Origin of the sequence: Aquimarina rubra, from assembly GCF_042684305.1 — a bacterium.
Taxonomy (GTDB): Bacteria; Bacteroidota; Bacteroidia; order Flavobacteriales; family Flavobacteriaceae; genus Aquimarina; species Aquimarina rubra.
Genome location: NZ_JBHULE010000019.1, coordinates 1,984,801 through 2,004,321 on the forward strand (window position 1 = coordinate 1,984,801; position 19,521 = coordinate 2,004,321).

The following is a 19,521-nucleotide window of genomic DNA, read 5'->3' on the forward strand; positions in this document are numbered from 1 at the left end:
TTCACTGTTCTTTAGTTAACCATAGCGCAAAACATTCTAGTCGTATTCACGCCATGGTAACTGATCAAAATAAAAATTGGCTAACCCCGACCAAATTATATTTGATTATTAATTTTCTTCTTCGCAAATCGATGCATACAGTACTATTCTTATGGTATCCATAACTTCCTCTGATGAAGCAATATTTACAAAAATGATTTGAGGATTCGTTATGTTTTCATAACCCGAAGGTGATAAAGCATTGATTCGATCTTCTGCGTCACTCTCGGTTTCGTAAAATGACAAAATATAATCTTCATTTGTATCTATAGGCCTGAAAGAAGTTATACACGTGATATAATCCTCAAAAATGAAGTTAGCAGTTTGGGTTGAATCAACTTCGCATTCTCTAAATTCTAGATAGTCGCAGTTGTTTTCGATATTACATATTTTCTTAATTTCAAAAATTTGCTCCATACTATTAATAAGAATAGTGTTTTCATCAACAAAGGTGGCTTCCCAATTAAAATTCCAATCTTCAGAAACAGTAGTATCTTCTTCTAGATTTATATTTACATAAAGTTGACTGTCGATATATAAAGTGATCCAGGTGGTTCTAAAAGAATCTCCGTTATGATAAAAAATGCCGGTACCATCATCATAAAATGATAATAATGAAGTATCATAGGCAGTATTTTGACTTAGAGAGGTAATCTTCCAAACACAATCTTCTTCTAAGGTATCATTACATAATGCGATAATTTGTTCTTCTATACAGGCTTCTATTGCTTCTTTCAACTCCAAATTGTTGTTGATGCTAATTGTATTTCCATCATCTGTCATGCCAGAAATAGGATAACTCATTCCGATCGAACTATCCTGTTCCATTTGCTCCAAAAGTGCAATGAATTCATGATTGTGATTAACAAATCTACGTTCGGTGATTTTATCATTATTATCATATATGTATACGTTGAATGGATAAATAAAGGTTAAGCATACGGTTTCAGAATTTTCTGTTGTAGCTTCTGATATTGCTTTGAGATTATCATATAATTCAGAGTTTACATCAATTTTTTCTACTAATGATTCGAAAGGTTCATTTTCACAGGATAGAAATAAGAAGCATAATGCTAGTATTACTTTTTGTATATTTTTCATAACTACGATTTTACATTGGTTCACCCAATTAGACCAGATACTTGTAAAAGGTTGCGTACAGAATGACACAAATGATTAGTTAATGAATTGAATCACAAGGAATTTGTGATAATCACAAAAAAATAATTTTCTATTCGTGATTATTGCCTTTAACCTTGTTATTATCACAATAGTTTTGACTTGTTGAATTTTTAAAACAAGAAAAATGAAAAACAAAATTGTAATATTAGTAGCGCTATTCTTAACAATAATAACTTCTGGACAGGAACGTAAAACCGTTTTTCCTATTGGGTTGTTTAATAGTCCTAATAAAGATATTTATGGTTTATCTGTTGGTTTAGCTCAGAAGAAAGTAGAACCAGATTCGGAAACAACGAAATCAAATGGAGTACGAATTGAACCTTTTGGTCGAGGGTTTTCTATATTTTTTACTCCACGAATAGGATTGCCAAAGGAGGAAAGTAAGTTTGAATCTTATTTTAATAGAAAACCTACAGAAATAGTGAATGGAATAAATGTTTCTGGAGGAACTCTATCATTTATTGATATTAATGGGGTTTCCGTTTCGGGAGGGATTCAGGCTTTACGGAAAATGAACGGAATTTCGATTTCTGGATTTGGTAATTATTCTTATAAAATGAATGGAATCCAATTGGCTGTCAATGGTAGTTCGACATATCAATTGAGAGGTGTTTTGTTAGCATATCTCGGAAGCTATGTATTAGATGGTAAGGGCGTTCAGATATCAGGTTTTAATGATTTTAAAAGATTTAAAGGTATACAGATTGGTGTCTGGAATGATGTTGATGCTAAAAGTGAAAAATTTGAAGGAATCCAAATTGGAATTCTAAATAACACAAAAACTTTGCGAGGCATCCAAATCGGTCTTTGGAATAAGAATGAAAGACGTTCCTTACCATTTATTAATTGGCAGTTTTCTAAAAAGAAAGTGAAATTAAAAACATCATAATTATGAATATCACTAGCAACTTAAGCATCGAAGGGGACTATGGATTCGAGGCGTTTTATGTACTTACCGGCGACTTGGTTGGTCTTATTCCGGTAAAAGAGAAATTATATACACGTATTAAATTATTAGATAAGGAAACTTTAAAAATTAGTTTAATGAAATCAGAAACTCAAAAGATTTCAAAATATATAAAAGGATCACTTAGGGATGGAATTTTTAGCATTTCATCTTGCAATAGAGTTGACTCTTTGCTTTCCTTTATTAGACATTGGCGAACACAAAAAATTAATACGCGTTCAGGAAAAGAACAGCTACTGATCTTTTTGTCTAAAACCGGAAGGGTTAAAATGGGCGTTTTTAAAGATATTACTGCGAGAAAGAAAAAATAAGACTTCAGGCTCATACCGTCCCGTTGCATAATCTATGTCTTTGGATTGTATAAATCCGTCTATATAACTAATCCATACCAATCAGTTACTAATACTATCGAGATACCTAAGCAAATGTTTGAGAGTATCACGAAGGTATCGATTTGTCAAATTTTAAAAATGAAATTATTATGAAAAAAATAAAATTTTCAAAGGATGAAGGGTCAGAATTCTACAAAGAGTTGAACGAACGAATCCGCAATTATTTTGAAAGTAATAAAATAAGTAGAACTGGAAATGGAAAGATGATTTTTAAAATAATTCTGTATTTCGGTTTAGTGTTTTTATTTTATTTTCTAATGCTTTCTTCTACTAATGTTTGGCTATTTTTTGTTTTTTACATTGGCCTAGGTATATCTGTATTGCTAAATGCATTTAATGTATCCCACGATGCCGCACACGGAGTTGTAGTAAAAAGTAAATTTTGGAATAAACTATTGTTTCAATTAAGCTTTAATCTACAAGGAAATAATGCGTATGTGTGGGGCAAAAATCATAATGAATCTCATCACTTATATACTAACATTGAAGGAAGTGATATTGATGTTTTAAATAACCCATTAGTAAGAATGACTACCAGTCAAAAATTACGTTGGTATCATAGGTTTCAGTATCTATACGTTCCTTTTTTATATATGTTTTACTCGCTTAATTGGTTTTTGTTTAGAGAGTTTTTAATGATTTTTAATCGATCTAGCAGAACGATCAAAATAACGATTTCGGTACTAGAAATCGTTAAGCTCCTATTTTTCAAGATTGGATATGTAACATATATGATTGTAATTCCTATTGTGGTGTTACCATTTGGATGGCAATACATTTTGATAGTATTTCTTTTAAACCATTTTCTGGTTTCTATAATATTCACATCGGTATTAGGAGTGTCGCATTTATCTGATTATGTAATACATCCTGAAGTAGATTCGAGAGGAAAGCTAAATATGAGTTGGCCAAAATTACAAATGTGTACTTCTGTGGATTATAATGTAGATAGTACATTTTTGAATTGGGTATTAGGAGGTTTTAATGCTCACGCATTACATCATTTATTACCTAATATTTGTCACGTGCATTATTTGAAATTGTTACCAATATTTAGAGAAGTAGCAAAAAAATATAATGTGGTTTATATGGAAATGACGTATGGTCAGGCGTTGAAATCACATTTCAGGTTTTTGAAGAAAATGGGAACACAAGAAGAATTTAAACCTCTTACTTATGAAATCTAAACATATACACCATAAGGCTCATACTGAACTATTTCTTCTTATTCAAAAAGAAGTCCAGAATAAACTAAATTTTTGTCCTTATCGATTTAGAAGAAAAATTCTTTTCAAAGGTGCTTTTTACTCAATTTTTACTGTGATGATGTATATAAGTCTTTATATCGTAAAACATCCATTGCTGTTGGTTATGGTATATGTGATTTATGGAATGACTTCATTATTATTTGCATTTAATTTTGCTCATGATTTTTCTCACAATACGATTTTTAGGAGTAAGAGACTAAATCATTATTGTTTTGTTTTATTGTACACTTTGGTTGGTGCGCACGCAGAGTCCTGGAAGGATAGACATGTAACCTCACATCATCACGCACCTAATGTAGAGGGTTATGATACAGATTTGGAGATAACAAACTTAATCAGAGTGGTTCCTGATAGTCCGAAGAAATCGTTCCATCGGTTTCAGCATTGGTATGCACCACTTTTATATACCACATATTCTTTGTTCTGGATATTTATCAAGGATTTTAAAGTATTTTTTAGTAAAACTCCCGGAAAAGTGAAGTCAGTGAAATATAAGATTTCTTTTTGGTGTCAAAAGATCTTTTACCTGACCTATATAGTAGTTTTACCATTAGTATGTATAGAGCATAATTGGTATATGATTTTGATCGGTTTCCTTATCATGCATCTATTCCAATCTATGTTTTTGTTATTTACTTTTTTTATGACACATCATATAGAAGGGGTAGAGTATCCAAAAATTGATGATCTGGGATTTATAAAAACTTCTTGGTTGATGAACCAAATACAAAGTTCTAACGATTTCTATCCGTTTAGTCGATTTGCGAATTTCGTTTTCGGAGGGTTTAATAACCATATCGCGCATCATTTATTTCCTCATATTCATCACATATATTATCCAAAACTTAATAAAATACTTTATAAAATATTATTAGACTATCACATTATTCCAAATCAAACTACGTATGCAGGAGGAATTATTTCACATCTAGCGCATTTAAGAAAATTGGGAATCGCATCATAAAACTTTAAAAATCATTCTCAAAAAGCACCTTCATTATATGGAGGTGTTTTTTTTGTAATGACTTTCTAGTTGTGGTTATCGCAAAGAAAAATTTCAAACCTTGTGTTTTTGACAACTTTAATTTACCAATGGCTAGTATGTTTGGACCACTAAACAATTTTATTATGAAAAGACTAGTCAGTCATCACTATTTGAATATCCATTTAAATGAAAATAATAGAAAAAGGTGTAATAACGATCTGTTCGGTGTAAAATTAGTAAAGTATAGTATTAGGAATTGTTCTTTTCTATTTAATCCTTTAAAATCGGTTGTTAGTCCACAAACTAGAGAAGTATATCCTAAAAGACATTTTATCTATACACTAATCAGCGAAATTGGCTTTTTTAAATTAACAGATATGAATAAATTCCTTTATATCATTTTGGTGCTACTTTTGACATCAGTTCCCTTAAGCGCACAGGAAGAACAAGAAAATAACAAGTTAAGATTTAAAGCTTTTAGTGTGGGGGCTGGTTTTTATAAAGCAGATTATCGAAGAGAAACATCAAGTTCTTCCAATGGAAGATATCAGGTAGGAATTTCAGCATTTACTGATTTATCCTTTTATTTAAAAAAGCATATTTTCTCTGCTCAGGCTTTTGGAGGAAGGCAATTGGTATTTTATAACAACTCAAATAATCCGCCATCTGTTTATTCTTTTAGTCTTTTATATGGAAGAGAATTAGAAGTAAAAAGATGGTTTAAAATTGAAGGCCATATGGGATTAGGGTATTATGCGCAAGAAAGAGATGTAATACAAACTGTTTCGAATCCGCCTAATATTATAATAACGGAAGAAGGGCTTCAAAAAGATGTCACATTAGGAGCACCGGTAAATCTTAAGTTTTCTTTTTATATGCGAAAGCATATTGGACTAGGGTTTACATCACAAGTCGTATTTAATTCCTTAAATACAACATACTCCGGAAACATATTTTTCCATGTAAAATTACCTTAAAGATTGATAAGCTCTTAAGCGTGCTTACCATAATTATTCAATAATTACTTAATACAGAATTATCCGAAACTTGTATCTCGATAGTTATATTTCCTTATAAGCATATTATAAGTATGGATAGCAAGTTCGGTTCACTAAACAATTTAAAACAACTTTATGATGAGAAAAATTATTAAACTTATTGTATTACTACTATGCGTTTTTAGATTTGGATATGGCCAAGATTTAGGGACTACTAAAAAACCGTTTGCTTTTTCCCTTGGAGTTAGCACAGTTCTAAATGAAACAAGAGAAGACTCAGACGGATTTGTTGGATTCTGGATGGAGCGAAAGAATGGATGGGGTTATGGAGTAGATGTGACTCAATCCTCATACAGGCCATCTAGTCTAAAAGGGGATCTTATCATCAGTGAAATTGAAAATTTTCAAGGTACGGTTTTGCCAAATGATACAAGAATACAATCTCGTTCAGCAGTTAGAGACAACCGACTGTATTCATTGTCTCCAAATGTCTTTAAATCATTCTCACTAAATGATAAAAAATCTCTCAAATTTTATATTTCCGCAGGTCCCTCAATTATTTATAACGAAGATTATGAGTACGCACCGGTTTATTCACCAGGGACTTTATTTTTATTTGATATAGGTCCATCAGTGGATTACTTGAGGGTCAAAGAAGATAAAAGATTTATTTTAGGTGGATTTTCAAAAATGTCTTTACGATATACTTTCAATAAGGTAGTAGGGTTAGAACTTTCTGGCTATGGTAACGTAAATGGAGTTAAGAGTGTATTGGGAGTTCAATTTGGAGTAGTACTAGGAAGACTTTTTTAAAACACTATATCAAACTGCGATAACTTTTAGTACTGCACAAACACTTAACCGCGAATACCTCGAAAACAAAATTTCATACTGGTGTTTTTAGCAATTACAATAGGTGATTAGCCAGTATGTTTGGAATACTAAACAATTTTAAAAACAATTTTTATGAAAAAATTAATAGCACTTAGTATGGTTCTTTTATTAACTATGAATTATATAAACGGACAAGAAAGCCCAAAAGATAAAAACAAATTAAAGATCAAATCAATAACTGCAGGTTTTGGAATTTACAGTTCAGATCTTAGAACTATTGATGGTCCTTTTGGGTTTAACCAAGCTGGACCAACGTTATCAGCAGGACTATCGGTAGCTTATAAAAAGCATCTTTTTTCACTTGATATAGATCTTGGAATAGATGTAGAGATAAATATTTTTGGCGGAGATGATGGCGAAAATGCCTATTTTAATAGTTATGATATACTATACGGTCGGGAGTTTTCTATTTTTAAATGGTTAAGAGTAGAAGCCCATACAGGTTTGGGGTTATATCTATATAAAGATTGGGTAGCTTCTGAGTCGGATTATGACACAAAAGCGGTTATTGGAATCCCTGTCGATCTGAGATTTATGATTGATTCTTCCAGAGGGTTTTCATTTGGTATTAATCCGGAGATAAACTTCAACAAGATCAATACGACCTATATGGGGAATATTGTATTTCAATATAGATTTAATTAATGTCAATTGTCACTGTGCTTTGCGATTATCACAAGAGTAAACTTTCATACTCGCGATTTTGACAACTATAAGTAAAGCATTGACATTATGTTTGAATCACTAAACAATAAATTTTAATATGATGAAAAAGTTAATCAGTGTAATAATTTTATTCCTATGTGTGTCAAAATACAGCCATAGTCAAGATTTGGGAACCGATAAAAAATCAAGAAGTGAAAAAAAACCGATAGCCTTTACTAATGGATTAAGCAGTATAGCTAGTGATGAAAGTAATGAGTTGGATGTTTATGCAGGTATTATGTTTGAGCGCAAGAATGGATGGGGCTATGGATTTGATTTTACAAGGTCCGCCTATACTGCCGAAAGTGCAAAAGGAATTCCTTCTATTGATGAGATAGAAAATTTTGAAGGGACCGAATTACCAGCAGGAATTGAAAAAAGATTTCCTTACAGCAGTAAAAGAGATAATAGTTTGTATGCTTTATCGCCTAATGTGTTTAAGTCTTTTGCTCTTAACAAGAAAAGATCACTTAAATTCTTTGCAATGCTTGGTCCTTCGATAATTTATAGTGAAGATTACGAGTATGCTGCTGAATATTCACCAGCTTCATCTTGCGGTTTTGGTGGTTTCTGCTTTCCTAATTCATCTGGCCCATCATTGGATTACAAGAGAATAAAGGAAAGTAAGAAAATAATTTTTGGAGGATTTTCTAAAATATCACTGAGATATACGTTCAATAGTGTGGTTGGTCTCGAATTTTCCACCTATGGTAATTTGAATGGAGTTAAAAGCGTATATGGATTTCAGTTCGGTGTTGTGTTAGGAAGACTTTTTTAGAAATATCACAAACCGTCTTAGATATTTCTAATTAAAGACGGTTTGTTATTTTTTGTTATTTATTGAATAATAAAACGACCATAAGCTCCTTGTATTTTGGCAATGTAGGTTCCAGTACTTAACTTGTCTGTTTCTATTTGACCTAGGTTACTGTTGATTTGTTTTTTTAAGATAACTCTTCCTCTTAGATCATATACTTCTACAGATCCGATGATATCATTTGCCTGGATTGTTATATGTTGGTTTTTTGCAGGAATTGGATATAATAAAATTCCTTTAGAAGAAAGAAGATTGTCATCTACTCCCAGCGAAGAATCACATGCTGCATTTCCATAAATATTTACTTCTACAATACTTGCAAAACCAGATCCGGCACTATTTCCATTAGAGGTAAATTTCAAATACCTACCCGTTACATTATTAAGATCAAAAAATTGTTCTGTATTTTCTGCGCCTGTTTCGATTGCACTGTCTTGATTGGTTAATACATTAGTAAATGGACCTGTTTCATCATCAGAAACATCAATATCAAAGTTGATAGTCCTTTCGTCAGCTTTTAGTATGTGGATTCCTATTTGACTTAGAATTCTGATACAAGACAGATCAAAGGTTATAGAAACTTCTGGTTCTGTATTTGCATCTCCTGTCCAATATTCTGTAGCAGTTATAGCATCATCCCAGGCAAATTGGGGTCCTACATTTGGTTTTCCTTGCTCAGTTCCTATAGCAGTCGCTCCGACAATCGTAATTTCTTCCGTAAAAATATTGGACTGTGTAATGGTTAACATTGTAGTTAAATTACTTCCACCTGTAACCTCCGTGATAGTCACAGTAGCTGTTCTCGGTGCAGGTGTAGAGTTTTCTGTAAAATTAGCCGTAACCATTGTAGAGTTACTTCCTGAGGTGATATTAAGTGTTAACCAATTTGCATCATCTGTAATTGTCCAATCAACATTGGCGTCAATATCAAATGAGGTACTTCCTGCACTTCTAACTACATTTATGGATGTAGGGTTTGTAGTTAATCTAGGGGTGTCAACACCTGTACCACCAAAACCAATAGAAACACCTACATCTGCAGTGGTGTATGGAATACGAGAACCACCAGAGTTGAATTCTTCAGCTCCAGCATCAGGAGTGCCAGAACGATTTCCTTCTAAAATATCTGTAGTTACAAAAGAATAGTTTCCAACTGCAGCATCTATCGCCGGGCTATTGGCTCCTAATTCATAATATAAAGGACCATTTTCTAGAAGTCCATTAGTAACTATTTGATTATTGTTTGTTCCCGTAGCAAGATCCCAAGTACCATTTTGAGTAATATTTCCTTCATAAATAGAAGAACCTATTGGAGTTGTCTGTTCATCAACGGCATTATCTGCTGTATTGATCATAATATTATTAGCGATTACCAGGTTTTCTGGAGGTAGTGTTAGAACTGGATCACTACTAACACTAGTTCCTATTCTAAACCCATAATCACAGTTTACAAAAGTATTATTAACAATAAAAGCATCTTTAACCTGAAAATAACGATTTAAAGGAGAGTTCTCCTGTCCATTACTAACGTTAATGGCTCCTGCAGTTTTAGTATTTCCTCCATCTGGCTTTTCAGAGTTCACCCCTTCAATATAGTTGTTATATACTTTATGTCCTTCTCCAATTACTCGAATACCACCGGAGAAAAGATTATTCTCAGCAAAAAAGAAATTATTATACACGTCACAATCATTTCCATGTCTTAGTGTAAGTGTCCCTTGATAATCTCTAAAAGTATTATTGTAATATTTATTCTCACCACTCTTGTTAGAAATGATTTCTACTTCTCCAGACCAATTATAAAAGAAGTTATTGTATACTTCTGTGTTTGATGGATGTAGAGAAGTGCTACTATTTCCAATTCTTATTGCATCTTGATCGTTATCTTGATTTACTTCTCGTATCGGGGTACGATCGGCAAAGTAATTATGATGTATTTTTGTAAAATCCGGTTCTGAAAAGTTTGAGCCCGTAGTATTTTCATTTCTATTGTCATTAATGATACTTCCTATACCATGCTTACCAATAAAAGAACTATAACTAATTTCGTTATATTGACCATAGACAAGAATCCATTTAAAAGTTAAAGTCTCTTGAGCGGCAGTACCATTGTAACTATCTATTTTAATATTAGTAACTGTACAATGATCACATTCATTTTTACTAGAGTCTCGAAGTGCGATTACAGGCTCTATAGTACTTCCATTAACGTCTAAATTTGATGGGTTTTGAAAAACCACTCCTTCAAAAATGATGTAAGAACCTCCCATGCTTACTCTGGAGTTTCCTTCAAAAAAAACGGATCCTGGTGTTTCTGCTGTGATAGTAATAGGATTTGTCTGGGTACCATTTTTATTAATATTAATCAATATATCGGTCCAGGTTCCGTTTGCTAGGGTGATAGTAGTTCCTGCAGATGCATTTGTAATAGCTGTTTGTAATTCTGATTCATTATTTACAATCTGAGCGTAGGTGTGATTGTGAAAAGCTATCAATACAAGTAAGAAGGTGAATACCTTAACATATCTGTTTTCCATAATTTAGGGCTTTACTTTTTTGTTTATAAATTGGTCAACCAGATTGGTTGACCAAAACAAATATACTATTCATTTTCGAAAAATCAATAATTTTTTTAGAAAACAAAAAACGCCCTCAAGATTCTTGAAGGCGTTTTACTATAAATTATAAGAAATTTTTAGTCTTCTTTTTTATCATTTCGAGGTTTTCTGTCTCCTCTAGGTTTGTCACCTCTTGGTCTATCACCTTCCTTTCTTGGAGGTCTTGGCAATAGTGCTTTTCTGGAAACTTTCTCTTTTCGGGTTCTTGGATCAATTCCGAAATATTTTACATCCATCACATCACCCATTTTTACAACATCACTAACATTTTCAGTACGTTCCCAAGCTAGTTCAGATACGTGAAGTAATACTTCGTTACCAGGAGCATCTAAATATTCTACAACTGCACCAAAATCTAACATCTTCACTACTTTCACCTCATATACACTTCCAACTTCTGGTTTGAAGGTAATAGAATCGATTTTTGCTAATACCGCATCAATTCCTTCCTGACCTGTTCCCAGGATTTCTACATTACCTTCTTCGGTAACAGGATCTTCATTAATAACGATAGTAGTACCAGTTGCTTTTTGTAATTCCTGAATTACTTTTCCTCCAGGACCAATAAGCGCTCCAATATATTCTCCAGGAATTGTTCTGGTAACCATTTTTGGCGCATGTGCTTTTACATCTGTATTAGGCGCAGCAATAGTATCAGTTAATTTCTCTAAAATATGTAAACGTCCATCACGAGCTTGCTTTAGTGCGTTTACTAAAATCTCGTAACTTAACCCTTTTACTTTAATATCCATCTGGCAAGCAGTAATACCATCAGCAGTTCCGGTTACTTTAAAATCCATATCTCCTAAATGATCTTCATCACCTAAGATATCTGATAATACTGCATATTTTCCAGAATCTGCATCAGAGATTAACCCCATTGCTATACCGGAAACTGGTTTTTTCAATTGAACACCGGCATCCATAAGTGCCATAGTCCCTGAACAAACGGTTGCCATAGAAGAAGAACCATTAGATTCTAATACTTCAGAAACCACACGTACTGTATAAGGACAATCTTCTGGGATCATTCCTTTCAATGCGCGTTGTGCAAGATTACCATGTCCAACTTCTCTACGTGAAGTACCTCTTATTGGGCGAGCTTCACCTGTACAGAAAGGAGGGAAGTTATAATGAAGATAAAATGTCTCTTCACCTTCATACGATGGCATATCGATTTGATTAGCTTCTCTAGAAGTTCCTAAAGTTACTGTAGCTAATGCTTGTGTTTCTCCTCTTGTAAAAATAGAAGAACCGTGCGTAGAAGGTAAATAATCTACCTCACACCATATAGGTCTGATATCTGTAGTTTTTCTACCATCAAGTCGTAATCCTTCGTTTAGTGTTAGATCACGTACAGCAGCTTTTTCTGCTTTGGAATAATATTTAGATACTAAATCTCCAAAATCTTCTAATTCTTCTTCAGAGAATGTAGCTTTTATTTCTTCTTTTATTTCTGCAAACGCAGCTCCTCTTTCGTGTTTAGAAGAACCTTGTTTTGCTACAGCATATACTTTGTCATATGCCATCTCATGAATTTTCTTAGCTAGCTCTTCATCTTGTCTTTCTGGTTCGTACTCACGTACTTCTTTCTTTCCGAAAGCTTCAGCTAATTTTACCTGAGCAGCACACTGCACTTTGATAGCTTCATGAGCAAATTTAATTGCATCGGCCATTTCTTCTTCAGAAATCTCATCCATTTCACCTTCTACCATCATTACTGAATCGGCAGAAGCACCAATCATCATATCGATGTCAGATTCTAGTAACTGCGCTCTTGTTGGGTTGATAATAAATTCACCATTAATACGTCCTACTCTGGCTTCAGAAATAGGGCACTCAAAAGGAAAATCTGATAATTGTATCGCCGCAGAAGCTGCTAATCCTGCCATTGCATCAGGCATAACGTCATCATCGTGAGACATTAATTGGATCATTACCTGTGTTTCAGAATGATAATCTTTTGGGAAAAGTGGACGCAATACACGGTCTACTAATCTCATTGTTAAAACTTCTCCGTCACTTGGTCTTGCTTCTCTTTTGAAGAAACCACCTGGATAACGACCTGCCGCAGCAAATTTTTCTCTGTAATCTACTGTTAGAGGAAGAAAATCTACATCTGCAGACTTGTAGTTAGAAACTACAGTACATAACATCATACATTTTCCTGATTGAACAACTACAGACCCGTGTGCCTGTTTTGCTAATTTTCCGGTTTCAATAGATATTTCTCTACCGTCACCAAGGTCTATAACCTCTCTATAAACTTTTGGAATCATATTTTTTTGATTCTAACCTATGTAAATAATCCGAATATCATATAGAGTCCGAATTACCATAAGTTTAATTAAACATTGGTTTCCGTCTTACTCGGACGGACAAGGTTGTGTTGTTGTAGTTGTGCGCGACCAATGAAAAACTAAGGCGTTCATTTTAATTATTAAATAATCAAAATGTTTTTATTTTAAATTCTATAAATAAGGAAATGAGTATAATTAAAAAGAGAGGCATACAGCCTCTCTTTTTTGATTATTTTCTTAATCCTAATTCTTTTACTATTGCACGATATCTCATAATATCTTTCTTAATAAGATAATCTAAAAGATCTCTACGCTTACCTACCAACTTTACTAACGAACGCTCGGTATTATAATCTTTACGATTCTTTTTTAAGTGTTCAGTTAAGTGTGTAATTCTGTGTGTAAACAGTGCAATTTGTCCTTCTGCAGAACCGGTGTCGTTTTTACCTTTTCCGTGTTTTGAGAAGATCTCTTCTTTAACTTCTTTCGTTAAATACATTCCAATATTATTTAAATGATTTTTATGTATAGATAACATTCTGCTATCAGCGTGCAAATATAATACTTTTTAATTTAGAAATACTTTTTGTAAAAAAAAAAACATTTTCAATTAAACCTTTTGTAAACAATTAAGTCCTAGAAGGGTAACATTAAAAATTAATACAATGAAGAACAACATTTTAAAATTTGGTTTAATTGCATTCTTTTCTATTATTTTAGTAGGGTGTAATAGTGAAGAAGTATCAGATCAGTTACCACTAGATGGTATAGATAGTCAGGAAGCAGCACTTACGGCAACAATTGATGACGGGGCAGAGGTAGTAAGTGATCTTACATTACAAGGTTTTGAAGATGAAGAAGGTTTGGCTAAAAATAGTAATAATCGATTTTTACCTGATTGTGCTACGGTGACTATAGAATTAACAAGTACCTCTAAGAATGTAACTATCGATTTTGGAACAGAAGGTTGTGAAGTAAGAAGTGGACACATTGTAAAAGGAAAGATTTTTATGTCATACGAATTAAATGTAGAAGCCATGTCTTTATTGATTAATTATAGTTTGGAGGATTTCTTTATTGATGATGTTCAGTTTGCAGGTTCCAGAAGCATTACAAGACTTAAGTCAAATGATAATGGCAATCCGGAATATTCGATGAATCTCGATTTTACAATAACATTTACTGATGGTACACAAGCTTCTAGAACTGGTTCTAAAACCCGAGAATGGATTGAAGGCGCTTTTAATGGTAATTGGGGAGATAATGTTTTCTTAATTACTGGTGAGTGGCAAACTAATTTTGCAAATGGAAACACTCATAGTACTACGATTACAACACCTATACGCCGTGAAGCTAGCTGTAGATTTTTGGTGAGTGGAATAGTAGAGTTAGTGAGAACAAATTTTAGTGGGTCATTAGACTATGGTGATGGGTCTTGCGATAATAAAGCTGTATTTACAAACTCTGATGGCGAAGAAAGAGAGATATTATTATAAGATTCAGTTTTTCAACAAAAGCACCTTCTTGTAAGGTGCTTTTTTTATGCTCTTTTATTTCTATTTGAGCTGCTTATTCTAGTTTTAATACCCAGTACACGATGTCATTAGTATGTTTTTGTAAAAAACAAAACCCGGTAAAAACCGGGTTGTATGCGTATTGTTTTAAAACTATTTTGATCTAATTAGACGATAAAGGTCTATTCAGAATTAGATCCAGATATAAGTTTATTTTTTCTTTTAGATTTTGTCTGGGAGTAATAAAATCAAGGAATCCGTGTTCTTTCAGAAACTCTGCTGTCTGGAAACCTTCCGGAAGTTCTTTTCCGGTGGTATCTCTAACCACACGTGGTCCGGCAAAACCAATTAGCGCTCCTGGTTCTGCAATATTGATGTCTCCAAGCATAGCAAATGATGCTGTAGTACCTCCGGTAGTCGGATCTGTACATAGAGAAATGTATGGAATACCGGCATCAGCCAATTGAGCAAGTTTTGCAGAAGTCTTCGCCAACTGCATTAATGATAAAGCTGCTTCCATCATACGGGCTCCTCCGGATTTTGAGATAATCATAAAAGGAATCTTGTTTTCAAGTGCATAATCCGCTGCTCTTGCAATTTTCTCTCCAACAACACTTCCCATAGAACCTCCAATAAATGCAAAATCCATACAAGCAATCACCAGATCATTGCCATTTGATTTACCAACGGCAGTTCTCACGGCATCCTTTAGGTTTGTTTTTTCCTGAGCTTCTTTAAGACGATCAGTGTATTTCTTTTTGTCTTCGAATTTAAGAGGATCCTTAGAACTTAGATTTTTATCTAATTCTTTAAACTTATTGTCATCAAAAAGAATTTCGAAATATTCCTTACTACCAATTCTTACGTGATATCCATCTTCTGGACTCACATAAAAGTTTTTCTCCAATTGTTCCGCATCAACGATTTTACCTGTTGGGGACTTATACCAGAGTCCCTTAGGAACATCTTTCTTATCCTCAGTAGCAGTTTGTATACCTTTTTGAGTTCTCTTAAACCAAGCCATAAATTATTTGTATTAAAAAAGCTGAAACTCTTTACTATTTTGAGTTTCAGCTTGGTTTCCTATCTTGTTATAATGTGTTTACATTATTTAAATCTTCAAAAGCCTTCTTAAGACGGTTTTTAAAGGTAATTTCACCTTCTCTCAACCATTTTCTTGGATCGTAATGCTTCTTATTTGGCTCATCAGCACCATCTGGATTACCAATTTGTGTTTTTAGATAGTCGATCTTACCGGTCATGTAATCTCTAATACCTTCACAAAATGCAAATTGAAGATCTGTGTCAATATTCATTTTGATGACTCCATATCCAATAGATTCTCTAATTTCTTCTAGGGTAGAACCGCTTCCTCCGTGAAATACGAAGTCAATGTGGTTATGTTCTACACCATATTTTTCAGAAATAAATTCTTGAGAATTTTTAAGGATTTTAGGAGTTAATTTAACATTACCAGGTTTGTAAACACCGTGAACGTTACCAAAAGCAGCTGCAACAGTAAATTTATCACTTACTTTACTTAATTCTTCGTAAGCATATGCCACTTCTTCTGGTTGTGTATATAGCTTAGAATCATCTACATCACTATTATCTACGCCATCTTCTTCACCTCCGGTAATTCCCAGCTCGATTTCCAATGTCATACCCATTTTACTCATTCGAGCAAGGTATTCTTTGCAAATCTCTATGTTTTCCTCAATGGGTTCTTCTGATAGGTCAATCATATGAGAACTATAAAGAGGTTTTCCTGTTTCTTTGTAGAACGCTTCTCCTGCGTCTAATAGTCCGTCTATCCACGGGAGTAATTTTTTTGCACAGTGGTCAGTATGCAAAATTACAGGTACTCCATAAGCTTCGGCCATTAAATGTACATGTCTGGCACCCGCTGTAGCTCCAGCAATTGCCGCTTTTTGGTCTTCATTAGAAAGCCCTTTTCCTGCATTAAATTGCGCTCCTCCGTTAGAGAATTGAATAATTACAGGGGAGTTTAATTCTGCTGCAGTTTCTAATACAGCATTAATAGAATTGGATCCGATTACATTTACTGCTGGTAAAGCAAAAGCTTTTTCTTTAGCGTACTTAAAGATAGCCTGTACTTCGTCTCCTGTAGCAACTCCTGGTTTGATGTTGTGACTCATAATTTACTTTTAGTTAATAAGCCTACAAAAATAATAAAATAATACGTAACGGATTTTATATTTGAAGATGAAAAGCAGTATTGTTTTTAGAAAGGATAGTTAATCCCTACATTATAAACTCCTTCTGAAAAATTATAGCCTTTAAACCACCGTTGATCCTCAATGTTAGCAGGATTGAATGTTTTAAATCCAAGATCAAGCCTCACAACAAAAAAGTCAAAATCATACCGAAGACCTAAACCACTACCTACTGCGATTTCCTGAAGATCATCCCATTTGGAAAAAACAGCATCCTCTTCTTCTACACTATCCAATACATTCCAGATATTACCGGCATCAATAAAGAAAGCCCCGTTAAGCGCCCCTAAAATGTTATATCGATATTCTGCATTTATGGCCAATTTCATATTAGCTTCATTAAACTCATTTCTACCACCGCTACTTCCTGGTCCTAAGTCATATGGCAGCCACGCACGATTGTCATTGGGTCCACCGCCAAAAAAACTTCGGGCAAAAGGTATACTATTGGCGTTTCCGTAAGGTAAGGCGATACCACCAAATGCTCTAAAAGCTAATACACTTTTTCTGCCTAGTTCCCAATGTTTAATGTAGTCTAATTCTGTTTTGGCATATTGCGAAAACTCGACGCCAAATACTTCAAAACGATTATTAGAGTTTTCTTTTAACTCTATGGCATTGGAAAACGTGTTCAACACGTTTCCGGCAAATTCTATTTTTACTCTAAATCGAGAGAAACTTTCATCATAAAGATTTTCTCGATTGTTCTTCAGATAGGTGTAACTAGAAGCAAAAATCAGGTTGTCTTCAGTCAGTCTTTCCTTTCTTTCGTTGATGTTTCTGATTTCCTGTAGTTGATCTGCCGTTAAATCGGCATCCGGACTTTCTCCAAGAGACTGCGCGATAAAACTATTGGCTCCTGTTGGTATTGTTAATGTACTTTGATCCGTGTTTTCGGGATCAAAAAAAGGTGAATTAGAATCCAGGACTTCTGTGGCAATATTATTTAGCCTGCTAAACGAGTTGGAGTATACGTTAAAATAATTACCGGTATTAAGGTTGCGCACGTATTGTACATTTACTAAATCGACCTGATGAGTGAGTTTTGTACTTGGTTTCCATTGATAATTAAATATTCCTGAGGCATTTTGTTTATCAAGACCTATGTTCTGTTGGGTGTTAATACCAAAAATAAGGTTGGTCGTAGGGGACATATATTTCGGAATAATTTTCCTTGTTTGAAGAGGGAAGATTATTTTAGGAAAAGATAATTTAAGATCAATACCAATTTCTGAAATATCAAAAAACTGTCCGTCGGGATCTACAGGATCTTTTGACGACCCAACACTTCCTCTACCTGAGATTTCAAAAATTTCTGCACCTCCAAAAACATTTCTGATCAAAAAGGATCCGCTAAAACCAATACCAAATACTTGTATGTTAGAGGTGGATACATCAAACTCTACATTGGTACTGTATTTTTTTCTTGGTGTCAGTAAAACATTAGCAATAAGGTCGGTTCCTTCTGGATTATCAGGATCTATACTGTATCGTATGTTGGGATATTTAAAAGCCTTTAGGTTATTAATTTGATTATAGGTAAGCGTTCTATCTCTATCTCTAAAGATTTCTCCAGGTGTTATTAGGATTGAGTTAGTAATTGCCTTACGGGTGTATCTTAGTTTATCATAACTGTATATGTTATATCCGTTATACGATACGCTATCTTTAGGTTTTTCATTTCTGTTTTTATAAGAATAATCCGTAAAGACGTTTACTTTACTAATTTTATGAACCTGAAAAGGGATTCTTTTGGTATGTTCTCCTTCAGTTATTTGTCTATTATTAATTAGTAAGTTAAGTTGTATTCTTTGGTTTGTATTTATAGTATCGGCATCAAATTTTATAAATTCTTTTTCGAAATGGTAGAGTCCGGAATTTCTGTATAAACGTGTTAATCTTTCCATTTCAGTCTCTATGTCTAATGTTCTATACTGTTTTCCGGAGATTATAGCTGATCCACTTTGATTAAGTTTATAAATAGAGTCTGCAGCTTTGGATTCTATTTTGGTATGAAGAGAATCAATAAAATATGGTTTATGAGGCTTAACAAAATATGAAACCGATGCTCTTTGGTTTTCTTCATAATTAACTTTGTAATCAGTTTCTATGTTAAACCAGCCATTGTTCCAATAATAAGATTGTAATCTTTTTACAGAACGTTTTGCTTTTGATTCATCAACTATAACCGGAGCTTCGCCTGTTTTCTTAAGCCAATTATTAACACCGGCATAACCGACGCCTAATCTAGTTACCTGTTTCTTAGATAAAAAATTGATTAAATTTCTTTCTCTGTTGGGTTTTTTGTGTAACCAGTTTTGATAAGAGGAGTCAGGGTTTACTTTGGCAAGATTATAAATATGCAATCTAAATGGAGTCCAGGCAAGCTTGGAATTGGGTTTTTGATACAGCTGATTGTATAGTTTCGTGTCATTGGTTTTGGTACTATCAACAAAAATTTCATTCTTAGTCAATAGGTATTCTTCTTCCGGCACTCTTTTAATTGCATTACATGAAATTAAAAAAATTGTAGTTACTACAACAAATACTATTTTTGTGAGCAGGTGTTTCAATCGAGATTCATTATTGTGTCAAAAATACATTA

16 protein-coding genes are annotated in these 19,521 nt (G+C 33.6%); 9 read left to right on the plus strand and 7 right to left on the minus strand.

Going from position 1 to position 19,521, the window contains the following annotated elements; genetic code table 11:
- Nucleotides 1-108: 108 nt before the first annotated feature.
- A complete protein-coding gene (locus ACFSR1_RS17325) occupies nt 109-1,140 on the minus strand; it encodes a hypothetical protein (RefSeq protein ID WP_378294277.1) in 1,032 nt (343 codons plus the stop codon).
- Nucleotides 1,141-1,345: 205 nt separating this feature from the next.
- Here ACFSR1_RS17325 and ACFSR1_RS17330 point away from each other — a divergent pair, with 205 nt between their 5' ends.
- From ACFSR1_RS17330 to ACFSR1_RS17365, 8 genes are all read left to right on the plus strand, one after another.
- Complete coding sequence (locus ACFSR1_RS17330; protein WP_378294278.1) at nt 1,346-2,110, plus strand: LA_2272 family surface repeat-containing protein; 765 nt, start codon at nt 1,346-1,348, stop codon at nt 2,108-2,110.
- 2 nt (nt 2,111-2,112) lie between these two features.
- Nucleotides 2,113-2,499: a hypothetical protein gene (locus ACFSR1_RS17335; RefSeq protein ID WP_378294279.1), complete on the plus strand. Its 387-nt coding sequence runs from the start codon at nt 2,113-2,115 to the stop codon at nt 2,497-2,499.
- A gap of 170 nt (nt 2,500-2,669) precedes the next feature.
- Entirely contained in the window at nt 2,670-3,767 is a 1,098-nt protein-coding gene (locus tag ACFSR1_RS17340; protein ID WP_378294280.1) for a fatty acid desaturase family protein, read from the plus strand.
- Nucleotides 3,757-4,812: a fatty acid desaturase family protein gene (locus tag ACFSR1_RS17345; protein ID WP_378294281.1), complete on the plus strand. Its 1,056-nt coding sequence runs from the start codon at nt 3,757-3,759 to the stop codon at nt 4,810-4,812. Before ACFSR1_RS17340 ends, ACFSR1_RS17345 begins: the two co-directional genes overlap by 11 nt.
- A 164-nt stretch (nt 4,813-4,976) precedes the next feature.
- Nucleotides 4,977-5,810 (plus strand): hypothetical protein, encoded by an 834-nt coding sequence (locus tag ACFSR1_RS17350; protein ID WP_378294282.1) that lies wholly within the window; start codon nt 4,977-4,979, stop codon nt 5,808-5,810.
- A 159-nt stretch (nt 5,811-5,969) separates the two neighbouring features.
- Entirely contained in the window at nt 5,970-6,644 is a 675-nt protein-coding gene (locus ACFSR1_RS17355; protein WP_378294283.1) for a hypothetical protein, read from the plus strand.
- 153 nt (nt 6,645-6,797) lie between these two features.
- Complete coding sequence (locus tag ACFSR1_RS17360) at nt 6,798-7,370, plus strand: hypothetical protein (protein ID WP_378294284.1); 573 nt, start codon at nt 6,798-6,800, stop codon at nt 7,368-7,370.
- A gap of 121 nt (nt 7,371-7,491) precedes the next feature.
- Nucleotides 7,492-8,208: a hypothetical protein gene (locus tag ACFSR1_RS17365; protein ID WP_378294285.1), complete on the plus strand. Its 717-nt coding sequence runs from the start codon at nt 7,492-7,494 to the stop codon at nt 8,206-8,208.
- A 59-nt stretch (nt 8,209-8,267) separates the two neighbouring features.
- On the opposite strand, the gene ACFSR1_RS17370 is transcribed toward ACFSR1_RS17365, so the two are convergent.
- From ACFSR1_RS17370 to rpsO, 3 genes are all read right to left on the minus strand, one after another.
- Nucleotides 8,268-10,784 carry a chondroitinase-B domain-containing protein gene (locus ACFSR1_RS17370; RefSeq protein ID WP_378294286.1) on the minus strand — a complete coding sequence of 839 codons (2,517 nt, stop codon included), beginning with the start codon at nt 10,782-10,784 and terminating at the stop codon, nt 8,268-8,270.
- 158 nt (nt 10,785-10,942) lie between these two features.
- Nucleotides 10,943-13,144: a polyribonucleotide nucleotidyltransferase gene (locus tag ACFSR1_RS17375; protein ID WP_378294287.1), complete on the minus strand. Its 2,202-nt coding sequence runs from the start codon at nt 13,142-13,144 to the stop codon at nt 10,943-10,945.
- A 250-nt stretch (nt 13,145-13,394) separates the two neighbouring features.
- Entirely contained in the window at nt 13,395-13,664 is a 270-nt protein-coding gene (rpsO, locus tag ACFSR1_RS17380) for a 30S ribosomal protein S15 (protein WP_378182930.1), read from the minus strand.
- A 166-nt stretch (nt 13,665-13,830) separates the two neighbouring features.
- Between rpsO and ACFSR1_RS17385 the strand changes: the two genes are divergently transcribed.
- Nucleotides 13,831-14,661, plus strand: coding sequence for a hypothetical protein (locus ACFSR1_RS17385; RefSeq protein ID WP_378294288.1), 831 nt, complete (start codon nt 13,831-13,833; stop codon nt 14,659-14,661).
- Between the two features lie 181 nt (nt 14,662-14,842).
- Here ACFSR1_RS17385 and accD read toward each other — a convergent pair whose 3' ends face one another.
- From accD to tamL, 3 genes are all read right to left on the minus strand, one after another.
- The gene (gene accD / locus ACFSR1_RS17390) at nt 14,843-15,703 is read right to left on the minus strand and encodes an acetyl-CoA carboxylase, carboxyltransferase subunit beta (RefSeq protein ID WP_378294289.1); all 861 of its coding nucleotides are present in this window, start codon (nt 15,701-15,703) and stop codon (nt 14,843-14,845) included.
- A 67-nt stretch (nt 15,704-15,770) separates the two neighbouring features.
- Nucleotides 15,771-16,838 (minus strand): class II fructose-bisphosphate aldolase, encoded by a 1,068-nt coding sequence (gene fbaA, locus ACFSR1_RS17395; protein WP_378294290.1) that lies wholly within the window; start codon nt 16,836-16,838, stop codon nt 15,771-15,773.
- An 86-nt stretch (nt 16,839-16,924) separates the two neighbouring features.
- The gene (tamL, locus tag ACFSR1_RS17400; RefSeq protein ID WP_449224259.1) at nt 16,925-19,489 is read right to left on the minus strand and encodes a translocation and assembly module lipoprotein TamL; all 2,565 of its coding nucleotides are present in this window, start codon (nt 19,487-19,489) and stop codon (nt 16,925-16,927) included.
- Nucleotides 19,490-19,521 lie beyond the last annotated feature (32 nt).